The organism is Nocardioides lacusdianchii (assembly GCF_020102855.1).
Classification (GTDB): domain Bacteria; phylum Actinomycetota; class Actinomycetes; order Propionibacteriales; family Nocardioidaceae; genus Nocardioides; species Nocardioides lacusdianchii.
Genome location: NZ_JADHZD010000001.1, coordinates 435,678 through 454,681, shown reverse-complemented (window position 1 = coordinate 454,681; position 19,004 = coordinate 435,678). Strand labels below are relative to the sequence as shown.

General features: G+C 73.0%; 20 protein-coding genes and 1 pseudogene. 9 read left to right on the top strand and 12 right to left on the bottom strand.

Annotated elements, in window-relative coordinates; genetic code table 11:
* Window positions 1–28: 28 nt before the first annotated feature.
* From IRX98_RS22950 to IRX98_RS23705, 3 genes and pseudogenes are all read left to right on the top strand, one after another.
* On the top strand, window positions 29–313 hold the full coding sequence (locus IRX98_RS22950; RefSeq protein WP_224273538.1) for an excalibur calcium-binding domain-containing protein: 285 nt from the start codon (window positions 29–31) through the stop codon (window positions 311–313).
* Window positions 314–371: 58 nt separating this feature from the next.
* Window positions 372–1,082, top strand: a pseudogene (locus IRX98_RS02300) (HNH endonuclease family protein); the annotation flags it as partial.
* A 30-nt stretch (window positions 1,083–1,112) separates the two neighbouring features.
* On the top strand, window positions 1,113–1,298 hold the full coding sequence (locus tag IRX98_RS23705) for an excalibur calcium-binding domain-containing protein (RefSeq protein WP_372455989.1): 186 nt from the start codon (window positions 1,113–1,115) through the stop codon (window positions 1,296–1,298).
* A 46-nt stretch (window positions 1,299–1,344) separates the two neighbouring features.
* On the opposite strand, the gene IRX98_RS02295 is transcribed toward IRX98_RS23705, so the two are convergent.
* The 3 genes from IRX98_RS02295 to IRX98_RS02285 all read right to left on the bottom strand — a co-directional run bounded on the left by IRX98_RS02295 (window position 1,345) and on the right by IRX98_RS02285 (window position 3,561).
* Entirely contained in the window at window positions 1,345–2,490 is a 1,146-nt protein-coding gene (locus IRX98_RS02295) for an MFS transporter (protein WP_224273534.1), read from the bottom strand.
* Between the two features lie 73 nt (window positions 2,491–2,563).
* Entirely contained in the window at window positions 2,564–2,881 is a 318-nt protein-coding gene (locus tag IRX98_RS02290) for an AzlD domain-containing protein (protein WP_224273532.1), read from the bottom strand.
* Complete coding sequence (locus IRX98_RS02285; RefSeq protein WP_224273531.1) at window positions 2,878–3,561, bottom strand: AzlC family ABC transporter permease; 684 nt, start codon at window positions 3,559–3,561, stop codon at window positions 2,878–2,880. Before IRX98_RS02285 ends, IRX98_RS02290 begins: the two co-directional genes overlap by 4 nt.
* A gap of 251 nt (window positions 3,562–3,812) precedes the next feature.
* Between IRX98_RS02285 and IRX98_RS02280 the strand changes: the two genes are divergently transcribed.
* Window positions 3,813–4,109, top strand: a complete 297-nt coding sequence (locus IRX98_RS02280; RefSeq protein ID WP_224273530.1) for a DUF4193 domain-containing protein — start codon at window positions 3,813–3,815, stop codon at window positions 4,107–4,109.
* Window positions 4,110–4,594: 485 nt separating this feature from the next.
* On the opposite strand, the gene IRX98_RS02275 is transcribed toward IRX98_RS02280, so the two are convergent.
* From IRX98_RS02275 to IRX98_RS23285, 8 genes are all read right to left on the bottom strand, one after another.
* Window positions 4,595–6,106, bottom strand: coding sequence for a sodium/solute symporter (locus tag IRX98_RS02275; RefSeq protein WP_224273529.1), 1,512 nt, complete (start codon window positions 6,104–6,106; stop codon window positions 4,595–4,597).
* A gap of 7 nt (window positions 6,107–6,113) precedes the next feature.
* The gene (locus tag IRX98_RS02270; RefSeq protein ID WP_224273528.1) at window positions 6,114–6,506 is read right to left on the bottom strand and encodes a hypothetical protein; all 393 of its coding nucleotides are present in this window, start codon (window positions 6,504–6,506) and stop codon (window positions 6,114–6,116) included.
* Window positions 6,503–7,225 (bottom strand): LytR/AlgR family response regulator transcription factor, encoded by a 723-nt coding sequence (locus IRX98_RS02265; protein ID WP_224273527.1) that lies wholly within the window; start codon window positions 7,223–7,225, stop codon window positions 6,503–6,505. The genes IRX98_RS02270 and IRX98_RS02265 overlap by 4 nt, the downstream gene beginning before the upstream one ends.
* Window positions 7,222–8,352, bottom strand: a complete 1,131-nt coding sequence (locus IRX98_RS02260; protein WP_224273526.1) for a sensor histidine kinase — start codon at window positions 8,350–8,352, stop codon at window positions 7,222–7,224. The genes IRX98_RS02265 and IRX98_RS02260 overlap by 4 nt, the downstream gene beginning before the upstream one ends.
* A 27-nt stretch (window positions 8,353–8,379) precedes the next feature.
* Window positions 8,380–9,654: a calcium-binding protein gene (locus IRX98_RS02255; RefSeq protein ID WP_224273525.1), complete on the bottom strand. Its 1,275-nt coding sequence runs from the start codon at window positions 9,652–9,654 to the stop codon at window positions 8,380–8,382.
* Window positions 9,651–11,123, bottom strand: a complete 1,473-nt coding sequence (locus IRX98_RS22945; RefSeq protein ID WP_268928593.1) for a calcium-binding protein — start codon at window positions 11,121–11,123, stop codon at window positions 9,651–9,653. Before IRX98_RS22945 ends, IRX98_RS02255 begins: the two co-directional genes overlap by 4 nt.
* 68 nt (window positions 11,124–11,191) lie before the next feature.
* On the bottom strand, window positions 11,192–12,058 hold the full coding sequence (locus IRX98_RS02245) for a class I SAM-dependent methyltransferase (protein ID WP_224273524.1): 867 nt from the start codon (window positions 12,056–12,058) through the stop codon (window positions 11,192–11,194).
* Between the two features lie 20 nt (window positions 12,059–12,078).
* The gene (locus tag IRX98_RS23285; protein WP_308044383.1) at window positions 12,079–13,389 is read right to left on the bottom strand and encodes a hypothetical protein; all 1,311 of its coding nucleotides are present in this window, start codon (window positions 13,387–13,389) and stop codon (window positions 12,079–12,081) included.
* A 98-nt stretch (window positions 13,390–13,487) separates the two neighbouring features.
* Between IRX98_RS23285 and IRX98_RS02235 the strand changes: the two genes are divergently transcribed.
* Window positions 13,488–14,204 carry a Fic family protein gene (locus IRX98_RS02235; protein WP_224273522.1) on the top strand — a complete coding sequence of 239 codons (717 nt, stop codon included), beginning with the start codon at window positions 13,488–13,490 and terminating at the stop codon, window positions 14,202–14,204.
* Window positions 14,205–14,479: 275 nt separating this feature from the next.
* Here IRX98_RS02235 and IRX98_RS02230 read toward each other — a convergent pair whose 3' ends face one another.
* Window positions 14,480–15,271: an HAD family hydrolase gene (locus tag IRX98_RS02230; RefSeq protein WP_224273520.1), complete on the bottom strand. Its 792-nt coding sequence runs from the start codon at window positions 15,269–15,271 to the stop codon at window positions 14,480–14,482.
* 134 nt (window positions 15,272–15,405) lie between these two features.
* Between IRX98_RS02230 and ssd the strand changes: the two genes are divergently transcribed.
* The 4 genes from ssd to IRX98_RS02210 are packed head-to-tail and all read left to right on the top strand — an operon-like array spanning window position 15,406 to window position 18,942.
* Window positions 15,406–16,413, top strand: coding sequence for a septum site-determining protein Ssd (ssd, locus tag IRX98_RS02225; protein WP_224273518.1), 1,008 nt, complete (start codon window positions 15,406–15,408; stop codon window positions 16,411–16,413).
* A complete protein-coding gene (locus IRX98_RS02220) occupies window positions 16,410–17,585 on the top strand; it encodes a TadA family conjugal transfer-associated ATPase (RefSeq protein WP_224273517.1) in 1,176 nt (391 codons plus the stop codon). The genes ssd and IRX98_RS02220 overlap by 4 nt, the downstream gene beginning before the upstream one ends.
* Window positions 17,582–18,259, top strand: coding sequence for a type II secretion system F family protein (locus IRX98_RS02215; protein WP_224273516.1), 678 nt, complete (start codon window positions 17,582–17,584; stop codon window positions 18,257–18,259). Before IRX98_RS02220 ends, IRX98_RS02215 begins: the two co-directional genes overlap by 4 nt.
* A complete protein-coding gene (locus tag IRX98_RS02210) occupies window positions 18,256–18,942 on the top strand; it encodes a type II secretion system F family protein (RefSeq protein ID WP_224273515.1) in 687 nt (228 codons plus the stop codon). The genes IRX98_RS02215 and IRX98_RS02210 overlap by 4 nt, the downstream gene beginning before the upstream one ends.
* Window positions 18,943–19,004 lie beyond the last annotated feature (62 nt).

The window sequence follows — 19,004 nt, the reverse complement described above, 5'->3', positions numbered from 1 at the left end:
CGGGGACGACCAAACGGGGAGATCCATCGTGCACGCCACCAAGACGCTCATCTCGATCGCAGTCACCACCCTGGCCGCCACCACGCTGACGCTGGCCGGTCCGGCGTCGGGTCACACGACCGGCCACCACGACAACTGCACCAACCTCAACAAGAAGTGGCCCCACGGCGTCGGCCTGGCCAAGGCGAGGGACCGCACGAGCGGTACGCCGGTCACCAACTTCTACCGCAACACCAAGGAGTACCGGGCTGCTGACGGTCACAACGGCACGCTCGACGCGGACAACGACGGCATCGCCTGCGAGAAGCGCTGACCCGAGCGGCCGCGCCGCCTGAGTCGCGCTCGATCCCACTCTGCCGACGCGGATCCCCATGAAGCTCACGCATGTCGTCGTGGGTGCCGTACTTCTTGTGGTGGTCGCCCAGTGTGGCGGCGACTCCGACGTCGTGGCGGGCGCGCGCGACGCTTCCGTTGAGCCCTCTCGCCCGTCGCCGTCCGCGTCTCCGTCCGCCGGTCGTAAAGCCGACGACGGAACCGCTGTGGCGGCGCTCAGCCTCCTTCCGGTCAAGGGGCGTGCTCCCATGACGGGATATGACCGCGACCGCTTCGGGCCGGCGTGGCTCGACGCGGACCGGAATGGGTGCGACACGAGGAACGACGTCCTCCGTGAGCGCTTGTTTCCGGTGACGCTGGAGAGCAACGGCTGCGTCGTGGCTGCTGGCTCGTACGACGACCCCTACACCGGGTCGACGATCGACTACTGGCAGGGCCATGTCTCGCTCATCGACATCGACCACATCGTCTCCTTGGGAAACGCCTGGGCGACGGGAGCCTTCGGCTGGCCGATCAAGAAGCGCGCTGCCTTCGCCAACGACCCGCTGAACCTCCTCCCGACGGACGCCGGAGCCAACCGTCAGAAGGGCGACGGTGACGCCGCCACGTGGCTGCCGGCCAACAAGCCGTACCGCTGTGAGTACGTCTCCCGGCAGGTCGCGGTGAAGGCCAAGTACGACCTCTGGGTGACCTCTGCGGAGCAGGCTGCGATCCAGCGAGTGCTGACCCCGTGCGACGGACAAGCCCTCACGCCTGACCCGTGGGGCGCGCCGACAGCGGTGGATCACAACATCTCTGACCCGTTCGACGCCACCAACGACGCGGCGACCGACTCATCCGCCGAGCCCGCGACTTACGACAGCTGTGACGAGGCTCGTGCGGCGGGTGCGACCCCGGTCCGCATCGGGGACTTGGGGTACGGGACCCACCTGGACGGGGACGGGGACGGGACTGGCTGCGAATGAGGCCCGGTAGCTCCGGGTGACGCGACCGCACGGCGCGTGGTCGATGTCAGACCCGGCGCGCCGCCAGCGCCGCGGCACCGGCCGCGGCGAGGAGGGCCAGCCCCACCAGCACCGTGGGCAGCTCGAACGAACCGAGGAGTGCGCCGACCACCGTCGGTCCGACCACAGCGGCGAGCGCGCCGACAGCGAGGACGCTCGTCATCGCCTGTGTCGCGCGCTCGGGGGCCAGCGAGGAGGTCCAGATGGCGATGACCGCGGCGCCGCCCATGTAGCCCGGAGCGAAGACCGCCGCCGCCGCAAGAGCGGCAACCCAACTATCGCCGGCGAGTGCGAGGACGGCGAGCGCGACGGCGATGAGCGCGAGGCACGAGGCTGCGACGCGGCGGGCGCCGATCCCTTCGCACCAGCGCCCCGTCAGCAGTCCGACGAGGCCGAGAACCCCGATGACGGCGTAGAGCGCGGGCGCTGCCTGGGACGGCAGCCCGCCGAGGCGAAGCGTCTCGGCGGCATAGGTGAAGAACAGTGTCGTCGTGACGTAGAACCCCACCGAGTAGGCGGCCGGGAGCAGCAGAGGTCGCCAGGGGACCCGGTCGGTCCTGCCGCACGGCGGGGGCGCCACCCGCGGGACCCAGCGCAGATTGAGCAACGCCGCTGCGGCCGATGCGAAGCCGACCGCGGCCCACGCCGTCCGCCACCCCGAACCGACCAGCGCAACCATCGCGACAGCGACCAGGCCGGCGCTGGTCCCCGTTGCGACCAGTGCGAGCAGTGTGGGGCGGCGAGCAGGCGGAGCGACTGCGGCGATCAGATCGTTGTACGGCGCCCACACCCAGCCCGCAGCGCTGCCCACCAGTACCGCACCTGCGGCGAGCACCGCCGGATGCGGCGCGCCGAACACCACTAGGCCGCCGATGGTGCCGCAGGCACAGCCGAGCGTGGTGGGCGCGCGAGGACCGCGTCGCCGCGCGAGGAGCGGGGCCCCGAGGATGCCGGCGAGGAAGCCCGCGAACGTCGCCGAGGCGATCAGACCGAGAAGCGGGTCGGACAGGCCAGCAGGGGAGAGGGAGGGATCCGAGCGCAGATCGGGCAGCGTGAGGCCGAACACGAAACGGCCCATCCCGAACTGAACGGCGATCACGACCGCGCCGGCCACGCCCACGCGGACGGCGGAAGCATCAGTGCGGGCTGGCACAACAGGTCACCCTAGGCGCTAAGACGCACCCATGTGGCAGACCTGGAGGTCGAACGACGCGGACGCTGGGGTCTCAGATCGCCCGCAACCCGGCAGTGACAAGGACTGCCACAACGGCGGACAGCACCAGTGAGCAGCGACGCCACAGCATCAACGCGGCTACTCCGACGCCCACGGTGTGTGCACCTACCGACCATGAGCGTCCAGTGGCGAACACCGAGGTCACGACCAACGCGCTGAGAAGCGCGGGCGCCATCAGGACGATGACGCGGGAGAACCATGGCGGCAGCTCCCGTCCGCCGAGGAGCACCGGACCCAGGGCCTTGATCAGCACGGTCAGGGCGGCCAGGCCGAAGATGAGGACCCATACCTGGGTGTAGGTCAGCGTCACCTCGACCTCCGCACCAGTCCGATGAGGGTAACGGCGCTCGCAGCCAGGATCGGCACGCCCGGAGGACTGATCGGCACAAGAGCGAGCGCGAGAAGTCCGCCGCAGGCGGCCACCCAGCGGGAGGGCCCGTCCCTGAGCTCCGCGACCAGCAACGACAGGAAGAACACGGGGTAGATCGCGTCCAAGCCGAGCCGGTGCGTATCACCCAGAGCGTCTCCAAATATCGCGCCCACGACCGAACCGAGCGTCCAGGTCACGTACTGCGGGACTGTTGTGCCGAACAGCAGCCACCGGTCGAAGGTGCCGTCCCCGCGATTGGCGAGTGCCCACGAGGAGTCGACGACGGCCTGCCCCTGCGCTGCGCGCTTCATCGGGCCGCCCGGCAACGATGGTGCCAGCGCGATGCCCATGGCCAAGAAGCGCGCGTTCATCAGGCTCCCTGCGGTCAAGGCCGCGGGGATGCCCCCTCCGACGGTGATCACGGACAGCGCCGCGAACTGCGCCGAACCAGCGAAGACAATCATCGCCGTGACGATGGCCTGCGCGACGCTGAAGCCTGCCTGTCGAGCCAGCACACCGAATGAGGCGCTCAGGAAGAAGCCGACCACCCCGAACGGGACGCCCAGCTTGAGGCCGCGTAGAAACGCTTCCCGCGCTCCCTCGTCTCTCCCGGCTGCCACCGGCGCAGGCTAGCAACGCAGGTAGATCCCACCCCGGCGGACTCTCGTGTCTCACATCGTCCGCGGGTGCGGATGGCTGGGCTTCGAAGGCTCCCGCAGTCCCAACACGCGGCGGAATGCCGCGGCCGACGTCAGCCCACAGAGGTGGGACGGTCCTTTGAGGCCGAGTGTTCATCTGGATGCGTTTTCAAAGGACGGACTGGGTACGGCAGACTGCGCTCGCCCCGAACGAATAGGACGTACCTCCCACCATGGCAACTGACTACGACGCCTCTCGCAAGAGCGAGGAGGAGCAGAAGGAGGAGAGCCTCGAAGCTCTTCGCCTCGCTGCGACCAACAAGGACGCGAGCTCCAGCAAGATCGACGAGGACGAAACCGAGGCCGCAGAGTCCTTCGAGCTGCCCGGAGCCGACCTGTCGAACGAGGAGCTCAGCATCGAGGTGGTGCCGAAGCAGGACGACGAGTTCACGTGTTCGGTCTGCTTCCTCGTGCACCACCGCAGCGCGAGGATCACAGACACCCCGCCCGTTTGTCGCGACTGCGCGTAGTCGCGCGCACCGGTCGGTCTGACGGTCTGTACCGGGGACGCGGTCAGCGTTGACCTGTCGTTGACGGAGCGGTCGGCACGGCGGCAACGGACGTCCCCTCCTCACGCGTCGCACGCGGCGGAATGTCGGGGCTGGGGTGACCGCCTCGGTCACCACACCTCACGCCCTGTGTGGAGCGCAGAACGTACGCGCGAGCGAGCGGGCCGCCCACCATCGTTGGTCATCGACGGCGCTGCGGGAGTCTGCTTCGCTGGGCTCATGAGGGACCGGGAGCGATGGGCTGTCAGTGCTCTCTTCTTCACCAATGGCGCACTCTTCGCCTCGTTGCTCCCTCGTCTCCCTGAGATCAAGTCGGCCCTCGACCGCTACTCGACCAGCGAAGGGCGGAGAGTGGGTCTCGATACGCCGAGCTCGTTCCTCGCTCGGCTACTCGACCAGCGAAGAAGAGGAGCTCGGCTACTCGACCAGCGAGGGAGTGCGACGAATCAGCGCTGGAGGTCGACGGCCTCGGGCGTGTGGAGCCGCACCATGAACCGTCCGGCGTGCGCAGGCACCGACGCAGCGGTCAGCTTGGAGACGACGACCATCGTGGCGAGCGACGCCGGCACCGACCACGCAGCCGGCTGCCCGAGCAGCGCAGCAGCCCAGCCCGACGACGACGAGGTCGCCAAGGTCCAGGCGACAGCAGCTCCGGACCCCAGCCCGCCCACGAGCAGCCCCGCCACGGCACCGGCCGGAGTCAACCCCCGCCACCAGATCCCCAGCATCAGCAGGGGAGCGAAGGTCGAGGCGGTCACGGCGAAGGCCAGGCCGACGGTCCGCGCCACCGCGACGTCCTGCGCAGGCAGCGACATCAGCAGCGGCACCACCACCGCGATGGCCGCGGCGACGCGGAACGACGCGACGCCGCCGAGGCGGTAGGAGCCCCACCGCCGCCCGGTCACGTCCTGCGACAGCACGCCCGCGACCGCGATCGTCAGCCCCGAGCTGGTCGACAGGAAGGCCGCGAAGGCGCCCGCGGTGACCAGCCCGGTGAGCACGGCGCCCAGTAGCCCGCCCACCATCAGCGACGGCAGCTCGAGCACGAGCACGTCGGACCGGCCGTCGATCAGGTCGGGGGCGTAGATCCGGCCCAGGGCGGCGTACAGCGGGGGCAGGACGTAGAAGACGCCCAGCAGCACCAGCACCGCAAGGGTCGTACGACGCGCGGCCCGGCCGTCGGGGTTGGTGTAGAACCGCACGACCACGTGCGGCAGGCCCATCGTGCCGAGGAAGGTCGCGACGATGAGGGAGTACGTCGTGTAGAGCCCGACACCACCGCCCGAGGCCAGCGGGGTCGACCACGACGAGGCTGCGGTGGTGGTCGGGTCCGGCGCGCCGTCGGCCGCCCAGACCGCCAGCAGGACGAAGACGGGGACGAGCAGCGCGGTCAGCTTCAGCCAGAACTGGAAGGCCTGCACGAAGGTGATCGAGCGCATCCCGCCCGGGCTCACCGACGCGAGCACCACGAGCGCGACGACCAGCGACCCCGCCCACGGCGGCGCCCCGATCGTGGAGCGCAGCGTCACGCCGGCGCCCTGGAACTGCGGCAGGAGGTAGAGCCAGCCGATGCCGACGACCAGCACCGAGCAGAGCTTGCGCACCCCGCGCGAGCCCAGCCGCGCCTCGGCGAAGTCGGGCAGCGTGTAGGCCCCCGAGCGCCGCAGCGGGGCGGCGACGAGCACCAGCAGGACGAGGTAGCCCGCGGTCCAGCCGACGGGATACCAGAGCATCTCCGCGCCGAAGGTCAGCAGCAGCCCGGCGACGCCGAGGAAGGACGCGGCCGAGAGGTACTCCCCACCGATTGCGCTCGCGTTGAGCCGCGGCCGCACCGTGCGCGAGGCGACGAGGAAGTCGCTCGTGGTGCGCGAGATCCGCAGCCCCCACGTGCCGATCGCCAGCGTCGCGACCGAGACCAGGATGACCGCGACGACGCCGGGGACGACGTCGGCGTTCACGAGGCCCTCACCGTGGCTCCTCCGGCAGGACCGATCCGACCAGGTCGGCGAAGTCGCGCTCGTTGGCCTCGGAGCGGCGGATGTAGAGCCAGCCCAGCAGCACCAGCCACGGGTAGGTCAGCGCCCCGAGCAGCAGCCACGCCAGCGGGAACGGCCCCACGCGCACGTCGCCGAGCGCGGGAAAGAGGTGGAAGGCCAGCGGCAGCAGCCCGAGGGTGAGCGCCAGCGCCGCCAGCACCCGCAGCGCCAGGAGGAGCTGCTCGCGCAGCAGCGAGCGCATGAAGACCTCGCCCAGGGCGGTCTCGGCGTCGATCTCGCGTGTCCCGGCGGACCGTACGCCGGACGCGCGCCGCCGCGGCGGGCCGGTGACCCGGACCCGTGGCGGCGGCTGGTCGCTCACGCGAGCGGCTCCCGCTTCGTCAGGACGGATCGCAGCTCGCGGGTGTGGCGCCGGCTCACCGGCAGCTCGATCCCGCCGACCACCACGCTGACCCGACCGCCCTCGCTGCGCACCTCCTCGACGTGGGGGAGCGCGACCAGCACCGAGCGGTGGATCCGCACGAAGCCGGCCGGCGCCCACTGCTCGGCGAGAGACGACAGGGGAGTGCGCACCAGGTGCGAGCCCTCGGCGGTGTGCAGCCGGGCATAGTCGCCCTGCGCCTCGACGTGGGTGATCTCGGAGCGGTTGATGAAGCGGGTGACGCCGCCGCGCTCGACGGGGATCTGCACGTCGCCGGACGGCACCGGGGCGCCGGCCTCCACCACGCGGCGTACGGCCTCGGCGAGGCGCTCCTCGCGCACCGGCTTGAGGACGTAGTCGACCGCGCGCAGCTCGAAGGCCGCGACCGCGTGCTCCTCGTGGGCGGTCACGAAGACCACCGGCGGCGGGGCCTTGAAGCGCGACAGCACCTGGGCCAGGTCGAGTCCGGTCAGCCCGGGCATCTGGATGTCGAGGAAGACCGCGTCGACCTCCTCGGCCTGCAGCACCCGCAGCGCCTCGGTGGCGGAGTCGGTGCCGCGGACCTCGCCGATGCGCGGGTCGCGGCCGAGCAGGAAGGTCAGCTCGTCGAGGGCGGGGCGCTCGTCGTCGATGACGAGCACCTTCAGCGGTGGCGTCATACCTGGACTCCCGGGGCGAACTTGGGCACCCGCACGATGACCTTCGTGCCGGCGCCGGGTGCGGTCTCGACGACCAGACCGTAGTCGTCGCCGTAGGCGTTGCGCAGCCTCGCATCCACATTGCCCAGACCGACCGAGTCCATCGAGGCGTCGCCGGCCAGTGCCTGCCGCACCCGCTCGGGGTCCTCGCCGGTGCCGTCGTCCTCGACCTCGATGACGCACTCCTGGTCGAGGTCGCGCGCGGTGATGGAGAGCCGGCCGACGCCGTCCTCCTTGTCGGCGCTGGCCTCCAGCCCGTGGCGTACGGCGTTCTCCACCAGCGGCTGGATGCACAGGAACGGCACCGCCACCGGCAGCACCTCCGGCGCGATCTTGAGCCGCACCTGGAGCCGCTCGCCGAAGCGGGCCTGCTCGAGGAGGAGGTAGCGCTCGACGGAGCGAAGCTCCTCGGCGAGCGTCGTGTACTCCCCGTGGCGGCGGAAGGAGTAACGGGTGAAGTCGGCGAACTCCAGCAGCAGCTCGCGGGCGCGGTCGGGATCCGTACGCACGAAGCTGGCGATCGCGCCGAGCGAGTTGTAGATGAAGTGCGGGCTGATCTGGGCCCGCAGCGCGCGCACCTCGGCCTCCATCAGCCGGTTGCGCGAGAGGTCGAGCTCGGCCAGCTCGAGCTGCCCGCTCACCCACGACGCCACCTCGTCGGCCGCGCGCACGAGCCCGCCGGTGGTGTGCGGGGCGCCGACCACGAGCGCGCCGACGAGGGTGTCCTCGACGACCAGCGGGCTCACGATCGCCTGCCGCACCTGGCAGGCTCCGTCGTCACACACGAGCGTGCGCTCGTCGACGATCATCGTCCGCCCGGTCTCCGCGACCTGGCTGATCGTGGCGGCGAGCTGGCTGCGGTGGTGGCCGCCGAGGCCGTCCCACCCCAGCAGCCCGCTGGTGTCGCCGAGCCCGGCGGCCGGGGTGCCGAGCAGCGCCCGAAGGTGGCCGACCGACTTCTCCGCGCTGGCGGTGGTCAGGCCCTCCCGCAGCGCGGGGCTGGCGAGCGAGGCGTTGTGGAGGGCGCGGAAGGCCGCGCGGTCGGCCTCGCCGCCCAGCGACGTACGCCGCCACTTCCACCTCGCCACGTCCGCGACCCTAGTCGCGGACGGGCCTCAGCGCTCGCAGCGCTGCTTGCGCTCGGCCGCGCACTGGTCGCGCCCGGTGCCGCCGTCGGCGGTGTCGCGCCCCTTGCCGCCGCGCAGCACGTCCTTGTCGGCCTGGCCGACCAGCCGGTCGTCCCCGCCCCCGCCGACGAGGCGGTCGTCGCCGAAGCCGCCCTTCAGCACGTCCTTGCCCGCGCCACCCTTCAACGTGTCGTCCCCGCGCGTGCCGGAGAGCTTGTCGTCGCCGGAACCGCCGTTGGCGGTGAGCGTCTCGGCGCAGCGGATGTCGGTCTCGTAGCTGGAGTCGTACTGCCGGCGCACCGAGTCGTTGCCGCCGCCGAGGCGTACGACGCCGGCGCAGGCCGTGAGGCCGATGTCGTTGGGACCGTCGGTGCCGCGCACGGTGACGTTCGGCGCGAAGAGGTCGGCGTCCTCGAAGTCCGAGGCCGTCACGACGTACGCCGCAGGTGCGGCGACGGCCATCGTGCCGGCAGGCATGTCGAGGTCGATGCCGGCCTCCACGGACGCCATGTAGATGCTGTCGCGGCCAGGACCACCGACGAGGCGGCTCGTCGGCGTGAGCGCGGTCGCGCTGGACCAGCGGTCGTCACCGCGTCCCAAAGTCACGTCGAGGACGGCGTCGTCCACCGATGAGGTGGAGACCGACTCGTCGGCGGCGGTGCCGACGAAGGTCATCCGCTGGGACCCGGCGGACTGGTGGATCCCGAAGCCCTCGACCTTCGTCCACGTGGCGCGGACCTCGCTGCCGGAGGTGAAGTGCCCGATCGCGTTGTCGACGACCACGTCGCCGGGGCCGGTCTGGAGGCTGATGGTGTCGGAGCCGCCCCGCCCGTCGACGGTGTCGACACCGCCCGCGGCGTCGGGGTAGTCGAGCTCGACGGCGTCGTCGCCGCCTCCGCCGACGAAGGTGTCGGCGCCGGAGCCGAAGGACGCGTGGACCGGCTGCCGCCCCGCCCCGCTGGCGTCGACCACGTCGTTGCCGTCGCCGGCGCGGACGTCCACGGGGTAGTACTTGCCGAGGAAGCGGCCGGTGACGCAGACGAGGTCGTCGCCGCCCTTGGCGTAGACCGACCGGGCACCGTTCGTGACGATGACGTCCGGGCCCTCGGTGCCCTGGATGCTGTGCCCGGACCCGACGATCGTCGCGGTCCTGCCCTGGCAGGTCTCGGCTGCGCCGCTGGCCGCGGTCGGGCCGAGCAGGGCCAGCCCCGGGGCGGTCAGGCAGACCAGTGCTGCGGCGGTCAGGGAGGTCGTACGCCTCATCGCTCGCACCGCGTCTTCCGCTCGGCGACGCAGCGGTCGCGGCCGTTGCTGCCGTCGACCCGGTCGCGACCGGGGCCGCCGAACAGCACGTCGTCGGCCGCACGGCCCTTGAGCACGTCGTTGCCGGCTCCACCGCTGACCTTGTCGCGGCCCTCGCCGCCGTCGACCTCGTCGTTGCCGCGGCTGCCGCGGACCCGGTCGTCGCCGCCGCGTCCCTCGATCGTGTCGTGCCCGCGACCGCCGATGAGCAGGTCGCCCTTGTTCGATCCGCGCAGGGTGTCGCGGCCGTCACCGGCGTTCATCGAGACCTCGCCGGTGCAGTCGAACTTGTAGGACTCGAAGATCCCGTCGAACTGCCAGCCGAGGTAGTCGTCGCCCAGGCCGCCGCGCAGCGTGGCGTCGCAGCCGTTCCACCGGAGCTCGTTGTCGCCGTCGTCGCCGTTCATCACGACCTCGGGCGCCATCAGGAAGGCGTCCTCCAGCCCGACGGCGACCGCGTCGACCCCGCCGACACCGAAGCGCTGCGTCGCCAGGTCGAGGGACAGGCGGCCGGTGTCGGTCGCCGCGACGAGGTAGTCGGTGCCCGCGCCGGTGTCGATGCGGCTGCCGGTCCCGATCGCGGTGGCGGGCTCGATGGTGACGTCGTCGTCGCCACCACCAGCGGTCACGTCGAGCGTGGGTACGCCGTCGGTGGGCCGCAGCTCCACGTCGTCGTCGCCCTCGGTGCCGCGGTAGGTGACCGTGCCGGTCCCGACCTCGAGACTGGTGAAGTCGAACGCCGTGAAGGCGGCCGTGCCCTGCGGGGAGGTGAAGGTGCCCGCTGCCATGTCGAGGGTGAGGTCGCCCGACCCGCCGGTGAGGCGGAGGCCGTCGAGGCCCTCGCCGCCGTCGAGGACCGCGTCGGACGTGGCGTTGGCGGCGCCGAGGTAGAGCCGGTCGGTGCCGACGCCGAGGCGGACCACGTCGCGGTTCGGGGTGCCGGCAGCGCCGGTCCACGCGGTGTCGTCGCCCTCGCCGGTCTCGATCGTGTCCTTCTCGGTGTCGGCGCCGTGGGAGTAGCCGCCGTTGCTGGTGATCGCCTTCTCACCGGCGTAGACCGTGTCGGAGGCCGGGCCACCGGCGAACGTGTCGACGCCGCCGCCCAGGACGGTGCTGACGTAGAACCCCGCCGCGAGGGCGGTGGTGTCGACCACGTCGTCGCCGTTGCCGGCGTCGACGGACAGCAGGTTGGAGCTGCCGCCCGGGCCGGTCACGCAGACGAGGTCGTCGCCACCGAGCGCTTCGACCACGCCGGCCGATGCGGTCACGATGACGTCGCGACCCTCGGTGCCGGTCACGGTGGGCCCCGTCCCGACGATGGTGGCCGCCTCGCCGCGGCAGGTCTCGCCCGCGGCGGTGGCCGCGGTCGCCGGCGTGAGCAGGGCCAGGCCGAGCAGCGCGGCAGTGGTCAGTGGCGTCGTACGTCGCATGGGATCCCCCGAGTTCGTCGTCGTGCTTGCGGACGTGTGATGCGCGTGCGGCCCCGAAGGTTGCGGACTCAGCGGAAGTCGATGAGGAGCATGTCGGTGTCGGTCCCGTCGCTCACGACGGGACCGTTGGGCTGCTCGTCGTCGGGACCGTCAGTGCCGTCCGGGTGGGCCGGCGGCTCGTCGCGGTCCACGACCACCGCGCGGTAGCAGCGGGTGACGTAGGGGACCCGCATGCCGTCCATGCCGCGGCCGTAGTCGTCGTAGAAGGCGAGCACCTCGGCGAGGTGACGTTCGCGCTCGGCCTCGTCCATCACCGCGAAGCTCGAGCGCGAGCGGGCCATGTCGAGGATCGACTCGCGATCGATCTCCTGCCAGTGCTTGAAGGTCGTCTCCTCCATGAAGCCGAAGAGGTCGCTGTGCACGAGCTGCTCGGCCGACGACGTGTCGAGGTCCTGGCGCCCGAGGATGTCGCCCATCCGCCGCACCCACGGGATCCGCTCGTCGCGGCTGTTCCACACGAGCGCGACGTGGCCGCCCGGCTTGAGCACGCGCGCGATCTCGGGCAGCGCCGCCTCGTGGTCGAACCAGTGGAACGCCTGCGCGACCACGACCACGTCGACGGAGCGGTCGTTGGCCGGGATCTCCTCGGCCGTCGCGACCTTCGCGCTCACCTCCGGCACCCGCTCGCGCAGCACCTCCAGCATCGCCTCGTCGGGCTCGGTGGCGAAGACGGCGTGGCCCTGGTCGACGAGCTGACGGGTCAGCTTGCCGGTGCCCGCGGCGAGCTCGAGGACGACCTTGGCCTCCCCGCCGGCGAGCCACGCGGCCGCCTCGGCGGGGTAGCCCGGACGACCCCGGTCGTACGCCTCGGCGACGGGGCCGAAGGACCGCGCGCGGTCGACGGTGGCGGGGGACTCGGGGACTTCGTCGCTCATCCCCCTCACCGTATCGGGCGTCAGATCTTGCGCTCGCAGCCGCGGCGCTTCTCGCCCTGGCACACGTCGCGACCCGAGCCGCCGTCGAGGGTGTCCCGGCCCGCACCGCCGATCAGCCGGTCGTTGCCGGGCCCGCCGAAGAGCATGTCCTTGCCGCGCCCCCCGCTGAGGTAGGCCGAGTAGCGCCGGCAGTCGCGCACCGGCCACACGTCGTCGAGCTCGTCGGTGGCCGCGACGAAGTCCTTGCCGCGGTCGCCGCTGATGTTGACCCGGCAGGCGGCGACGATGATCTGCTCGCTGGCAGGGGTGCCGTCGACGACGCCGCGTCGGGCGGTGAGGGTGAGGTCCTCGAAGCCGGTCGTCTTCACGATCTTCTTGGTGCGGCCCTTGCGTGCGACGGCGCGGCCGCCGTCGAGGTCGGCGGTGACGTCGTACTTGGGCAGGGCCAGGAGCACCTCGTCGTGTCCGGTGCCGCCGCGCGCCTTCGACGAGCGGGTCCCGGTGCCGTTCGTGCCGTAGAAGTCGTCCCCGCCGCCCATCGTGACGTCGCGCTCGACGCCGTCGGGGGCGAAGACCTCGAGGCGCTCGTCGGCGTCGGTGCCGCGGAAGGTCAGCGTGTCGCCGGCGGTCCCGCCGCTGAAGGTGAACCCGGTGAACCCGGTGAAGGCCAGCGAGGTCGACTCCGAGGTGGCGTAGCCGATGCCGCCCCGGCTGGCGTCGATCACCGTGGATCCGGTGATCCCGCCGAGGACGAGGTTGCCCCGACCAGCGGCCGTCACGGGGCCGGGGCCGCTGGAACGGCCGCTCCACACGACGGTCCCGTCGTTGATCGCCACGGTGTCGCGGTTCTCGGTGTTGGGCTGGCCGCTGGTGACCGACGCGTTGCCGAGGGTGATCCGGATGCTGTCGGCCTCGATGTCGGTGCTCGAGGCGAGGCGGGAGGTGCCGGCGTACACCGAGTGCTCGGCGCCGTTGCCGGAGATGAACGTGTCCGCGCCGGCGCCCAGCGTCGTGGCGGTGCCTCGGCCCTGGACGGACGCCTCGACGTAGTCGTCGCCCGCGCCCGCGTCGATGTCGATGATCGCCTGGCCCGCGGTCACCGGCGTACCGGTCACGCAGATGGTGTCGTTGCCGCCGAGCGCGGTGAGGGACTGCGCACCGTTGGTGACGATGACGTCCGGGCCCTCGGTGCCGACGAGGCGCTGGTTGTCGGCGCCGACGATCGTGGCGGGCAGGCCCCGGCACGTGTCGGCGGCGGCCTGTGCGCCGGTCGGGACGAGGAGCGCGAGCCCCAGCAGTGCGGCGGTGGTCAGGGTGGTGGTGCGGATCATCGAGTCCCCCCGGGAGATCGGTGCGTGCGTCTGTTCGACCGTACTGCGATAGGACGCAGGGTCCGAGCCGAAGGTTGTCACGACTACCGTTCCTTCCCATGACCGATCCGCTCGCCTGGCTCACCGACCTCGAAGGGGTCCGCTCGGCCTACGCCGGCACCCGCGACGGGATCGACGTGATGCTGCGCGACCGCGGCCTGCGACGTACGTCGCCGGAGCTGACCGCCGAGTCGCTGCTGCGCGGCGCCCATGCCAGCGCCGTGCTCGAGGGCTCGTCCTCGACGCTGGACGAGGTCCGTGCGGGGGAGACCGACGAGATCGCCGCCGACGCCGTACGCCTCTCCACCTCGATGCTGGGACTCGCCCCGCTGCTCAAGACCGCGCCCCTGCAGGCGATCGCGCGGCTGCACGCCGTCGTCGGCTCCGCAGCGCTGGGCGCCGACGAGCTCGGCCGTCCGCGCGACGCGGCCTCGGCCGACCGGCTGCGCGGGGTCGCCGAGCTCCTGCTGTCCGACACCGACGCCCCCGCGCTCCTGGTGGCAGCGATCGCGCACGCCGACGTCGCCACCGCCGCCCCCTTCGCCTCTCACAACGGGATCGTCGCCCGCGCGCTCGAGCGCCTCGTGCTGGTCTCGCGCGGCGTCGACGCCAAGTCGCTGGTCGTGCCCGAGGCCGGGCACCTGGCCCAGCGGGCGGCGTACGAGTCGAACCTGCGCGCCTACAGCGACGGCGGGCCGCGCGGCGTGCACGCGTGGGCGCTCTACGGGGCGGAGGCGTTCTCCGCGGGCGCCGAGGCCTCGCCGCTGCGCAGCTGAGCCCTCACCGGTCCGGGCATGCGAGCGGCACCCGTTCACGAGGATCGGGTGCCGCCGCTGACACGTGATGCCTGGCTACCAAGCGTGCATTCTCTAAGTCGCCGCCCTCGGGAACATCCCGAATGGCTAGCACCCCATCGGATGGGTGGATCGCCGCGTGGGTACCTGGATCACGTGCTGCTCTGGAGTTCTGACTCAGTTGTAGTCCTGCCGGGCGGCACCTTCAAGGGTTGACTTCTGCCCCCGGCGGTGGGTGCACGGGGATCGGGCGGGGATCAGGTCGTCCGGCGGCGATGATTGGCCCACATCACGCCGCCAGCAGCCATCGCACCGCCCACGGCGAGGGCGGCGAGCGTCTGGCGCGCCGGCGGGAGCGGCACCCGCGAGCGCAGCGCGACCGGTCGCACGAAGCTCAGCACCGGCCAGTCCTTCGCGGTCGCGATCCGCCGCAGCTCACGGTCGGGGTTCACCGCGAACGGGTGGCCCACCACCTCGAGCATGTGCACGTCGGTGACCGAGTCGCTGTAGGCGTAGCACTCGTCGAGGTCGTAGCCGATGGTGGCGGAGAGGTGCTCGATCGCCCGCGCCTTCTCCTCGGCGTAGGCGTAGTAGTCGATCTCGCCGGTGTACTTGCCGTCGACGATCTCCATCCGGGTGGCGATCACCCGGTCCGCGCCGAGCATCTGGCCGATCGGCTCGACCACCTCGGCGCCGGACGCGGAGACGATGACGATGTCGCGCCCCTCCGCGCGGTGCTCCTCCATCAGCCGCACGGCCTCCTCGTAGACGAGGGGCTCGACGATGTTGTTGAGCGTGTCATGGACGATCTCGCGCACCGTCGCCACGTCCCAGCCGGCGCACAGCTGCGACATGAACAGCCGCATCTTGTCCATCTGGTCGTGGTCGGCGCCGCCGGTGAAGAAGACGAACTGCGCGTAGGCCGAGCGCAGCATCGCGCGTCTCGAGATGAGGCCGCCCGCCTGGAACTCGCGGCTGAAGGCCAACGTGCTCGACTTGGCGATGATCGTCTTGTCGAGGTCGAAGAAGGCCGCGGTGGGGCGGGTCATGGGCTCATCGTAGGGGGCTCCGGGCCTGCGGGACGGGCCATCTACCGTCCACAGGCGGGCTCCGGGACGCGTCGTCCACAGGGATCCGTACGCCGCACTGGCCGGCGTGGGTGGCCCGGCGCAGGCTCGTCGCCATGCCCGTCCTCCTCCTCACCCGCTCCGGTCCCGTCCACGACGCCGTCGTCCCGCTCTGCGCGGCGGCGGGCGTCGAGGTGGAGGTGGGTGGCGACCCCGCGCTCTGCCTGGCGACCTGGATCCGCGCCGACCTCGTGCTGGTCGGGGTCGATCTTGCCGACGAGGTCGTGGCGCTCGCCCCGCCGCGTCGACCCGACGTGCACGTCGTCGGCCTGTCGCCGGCCGACATCGTCTTCCGGGCCGCGGTGACGATCGGGGCGGCGTCGGTGGTCGACCTGCCGGATGCGGCTCCGTGGTTGGTGGAGGCCCTGGCCGACGTGGGTGAGCGGGCCTCGCCGGGGCGCACCGTCGGCGTGGTGGGCGGCGCGGGCGGGGCCGGGGCGACGACGCTCGCCTGCGCGCTCGCCCAGTGGCACTCCCTGAGTGCCCCGACGCTGCTGGTCGACGCCGACCCGCTGGGGGCGGGGCTGGACCGGTTGCTCGGGATGGAGGAGCGCCCGGGCGTGCGGTGGGAGGGCCTGGTCGACACGGCCGGACGCCTCGGCGCGCGGGCTCTGCGGGAGGCGGTCCCGCGGCGCGACCACCTCGGCGTGCTGACGTGGTCGGGCCTGCAGCGGCGGCTCGACGTGCCGACCGCGCGCCGGATCCTCCCGTCGGCGGCGCGGGGCCACGACCTCGTCGTGCTCGACCTCGCCCGGCAGGACCCGTGCCTGGCCGAGCTCGTCGAGAGGTGCGACGACCTGCTCGTCGTCACGCCCGCCACGGTGCCGGCCCTCGCCGCCACCGCACGCCTCGTCGCGACGCTGGGCCGCGACGCCGACGCCGGACTGGTGGTGCGACCCGGGGCGCTCGGCGACGCCGACGCGGAGCGCGTGACCGGGTTGCCGGTGGTGGCGTCCGTCGCCGACCAGCGCGGCCTGGCCGCCTCGGTCGACCGTGGGCTCGGCCCGCTCACCGGCCGCGGTCCGCTCGCGCGGGCCGCGCGGAGCCTCCTGGAGGCGGCATGAGTGCCCCCGCGGTCCCGGCGGTGCCCACGGCCGTCCTCGACGACGTACGCCGCCGGCTGGCCGGCTCCGTCGGCGACCTGACGCCCCACCGGGTGGCCGAGGCGCTGCGGGCGTCGGGATCACCGGTGGGGGACGCGACCGTGCTCGCCGTGCACGACCTGCTCCGACGCGACGTGCTCGGTGCGGGGCCGCTCGAGGAGCTGCTGCGGCTGCCCGACGTGACCGACGTGCTGGTCAACGGGCCCGACGACGTGTGGATCGACCGCGGCGCGGGGCTCGAGCGTGCTGCGGTGTCCTTCCCCGACGACGCCGCGGTGCGCCGCCTCGCGCAGCGGCTCGCGGCCTCCGCCGGGCGGCGCCTCGACGACGCGACCCCGCACGCCGACGTACGCCTCCCCGACGGCACCCGCTTCCACGCGGTGCTGGCCCCGGTCGCCCGCTCGGGCACGGTCGTGTCGCTGCGGGTGCCTCGCGGCCGGGTCTGGACGCTGCCCGAGCTCGTCGCGGCCGGAGCGGTGCCGCCTGACGGGGCCTTCCTGCTCGAGGAGGTCGTCGACTCCCGCTGCGCGTTCCTCGTGACCGGCGGGACCGGCACCGGCAAGACCTCGGTGCTGTCGGCCCTGCTGTCCCTGGTCGACGCCGGCGAGCGGATCGTGCTGGTCGAGGACGCCAGCGAGCTGAGGCCCGAGCACCCGCACGTGGTCGCGATGGAGAGCCGGCCACCCAACATCGAGGGCGCCGGCGAGATCACGCTGCAGACGCTCGTGCGCCAGGCGCTGCGGATGCGACCCGACCGGCTGGTGGTCGGGGAGGTGCGCGGGGCCGAGGTGGTCGACCTGCTCGCGGCGCTCAACACCGGCCACGGCGGCGGCTGCGGCACCCTCCACGCCAACTCCGCGGCCGACGTGCCCGCCCGGATCGAGGCCCTGTCGTTGGCCGCCGGGCTGCCGCGGGAGGCGGCGCACAGCCAGCTCGCCGCCGCGCTCGACGTGGTGATCCACCTGGGCCGCGGGCGTGACGGCCGACGCCGCGTCCTCGAGCTCGGGGTGCCCGAGCGCGACGCGTCGGGAATGGTGGTGCTGCGCACCGCGGTGACCTTCGAGGCCGACCGGGTGGTGCGCGGGCCGGCCGCGTCCACCCTCGCCGCACGGCTCGGGTCGGCGGTCCCGTGAGCGCCTGGCTGGTGGCGCTCCTCGCCGCGGCTGCGGTGGCAGCGTGGGTCCCGGCGGGAGGGACGAGTGCCGTCCGCGGGCCGGGGAGACCCGGCCGACCACGACCGCGCCCCGCGGTGCCCTGGGCCGGACGCCGCGAGACCGCGGCGACGCAGGCGGCGGTGCTCGAGGTGTGCGACCTGCTCGCCGCCGAGCTGGCAGCCGGCCGCCCTGCCGCCGCCGCGCTGGCCTCGGCGGCGGAGCGATGGCCACCGCTCGACGTCGCGGTGGAGGCCGCCCGCCTCGGCGCGGACGTCCCCGACGCGATGCGCCGCTTGGCCCACGAGCGCCGCGGCGCCACGGACCTGCGATGGGTCGCAGGCGCCTGGCAGGTCGCGCACGACTCGGGGCACGGCCTCGCGGCCGCGCTCGAACGCACCGCCCGCGGCCTGCGCGCCCACCGGCGCACTCGCCGCCTCATCGACTCCGAGCTGGCCTCGGCCCGGGCCACCGCCCGTCTCGTGGCCTGCCTGCCGCTGGCGGTCCTGCTCATGGGCTCGGGTGCGGGCTCGGACCCGTGGGCCTTCCTGCTGGCGACGCCCGTCGGGCTGGGCTGCCTCGTGCTGGGACTGGGCCTGCTGGGGCTGGGGCTGTGGTGGATCGAGCGGCTGGCGGACCGGGCGGCCGCGCCATGACGTGGGTGACGGTTCTCGCCGCGACCGCTGCCGTGCTGTGCTGGCTGCCCCCGTCGGTGGCGCCACCTCGGCAGCGCACCGCCGCCCGGCCCGGCGTGCGCCCGGTCGCCGTGGTGGGCGTCGCGCTCGCTGCCTGGCTCGTCGTCGGCGGTGTTGCCGGCATGGTGGCCGCGGTCGTCGCTGGTCTCGGTGCCCGGCACGTGCTGGCGCGGGCTGAGTCCTCGGCCTCGCGCCGCGAGAGGGAGGAGGTGGAGCGCTCGCTGCCGCACCTCGTCTCCCTCTTCGCCTCCACCCTGCGAGCGGGAGCCGAACCCGTCTCCGGGCTGGCCCGGGTCTGCGCGGCCATGCCCGGCCCGACGGCCGAGCGCCTGGCGCCCGTCGTGGAGCGCTCACGCTGGGGCGCGTCGGGTGCCGAGGCCTGGGACACCCTCGCCCGCGACCCCGCGCTCGCTCCGCTGGCCCGCGCGATGGTGCGTTCCCAGGCCTCCGGCGCCTCGGTCGTGCAAGCCGTCGAGCGGCTCGCCGACGAGCTCGAGCGCGAGTCGCTGGGCCGCGCCGAGGACGCCGCCCGCAAGGTCGGGGTGTCGGCCGCGGTCCCGCTCGGGGTGTGCCTGCTGCCGGCCTTCCTGCTGCTCGGGGTGGTGCCGACCGTCGCCTCCCTCTTCGGGTCGGTGGCCCCGTGACGGGCCACCAACCGTCCACAGGTCGCCCGCGGAGGACGCGATCCACAGGCCCGGGAACGGGC

What these genes read in the sequence shown, in the direction of transcription:
- IRX98_RS23285 (WP_308044383.1), bottom strand. Translation starts at nt 13,389, where the DNA reads ATGATCCGCACCACCACCCTGACCACCGCCGCACTGCTGGGGCTCGCG.
- IRX98_RS02265 (WP_224273527.1), bottom strand. Translation starts at nt 7,225, where the DNA reads ATGACGCCACCGCTGAAGGTGCTCGTCATCGACGACGAGCGCCCCGCC.
- IRX98_RS02210 (WP_224273515.1), top strand. Translation starts at nt 18,256, where the DNA reads ATGACGTGGGTGACGGTTCTCGCCGCGACCGCTGCCGTGCTGTGCTGG.
- ssd (WP_224273518.1), top strand. Translation starts at nt 15,406, where the DNA reads ATGCCCGTCCTCCTCCTCACCCGCTCCGGTCCCGTCCACGACGCCGTC.
- IRX98_RS02220 (WP_224273517.1), top strand. Translation starts at nt 16,410, where the DNA reads ATGAGTGCCCCCGCGGTCCCGGCGGTGCCCACGGCCGTCCTCGACGAC.
- IRX98_RS02245 (WP_224273524.1), bottom strand. Translation starts at nt 12,058, where the DNA reads ATGAGCGACGAAGTCCCCGAGTCCCCCGCCACCGTCGACCGCGCGCGG.
- IRX98_RS22945 (WP_268928593.1), bottom strand. Translation starts at nt 11,123, where the DNA reads ATGCGACGTACGACGCCACTGACCACTGCCGCGCTGCTCGGCCTGGCC.
- IRX98_RS02235 (WP_224273522.1), top strand. Translation starts at nt 13,488, where the DNA reads ATGACCGATCCGCTCGCCTGGCTCACCGACCTCGAAGGGGTCCGCTCG.
- IRX98_RS02280 (WP_224273530.1), top strand. Translation starts at nt 3,813, where the DNA reads ATGGCAACTGACTACGACGCCTCTCGCAAGAGCGAGGAGGAGCAGAAG.
- IRX98_RS02255 (WP_224273525.1), bottom strand. Translation starts at nt 9,654, where the DNA reads ATGAGGCGTACGACCTCCCTGACCGCCGCAGCACTGGTCTGCCTGACC.
- IRX98_RS02230 (WP_224273520.1), bottom strand. Translation starts at nt 15,271, where the DNA reads ATGACCCGCCCCACCGCGGCCTTCTTCGACCTCGACAAGACGATCATC.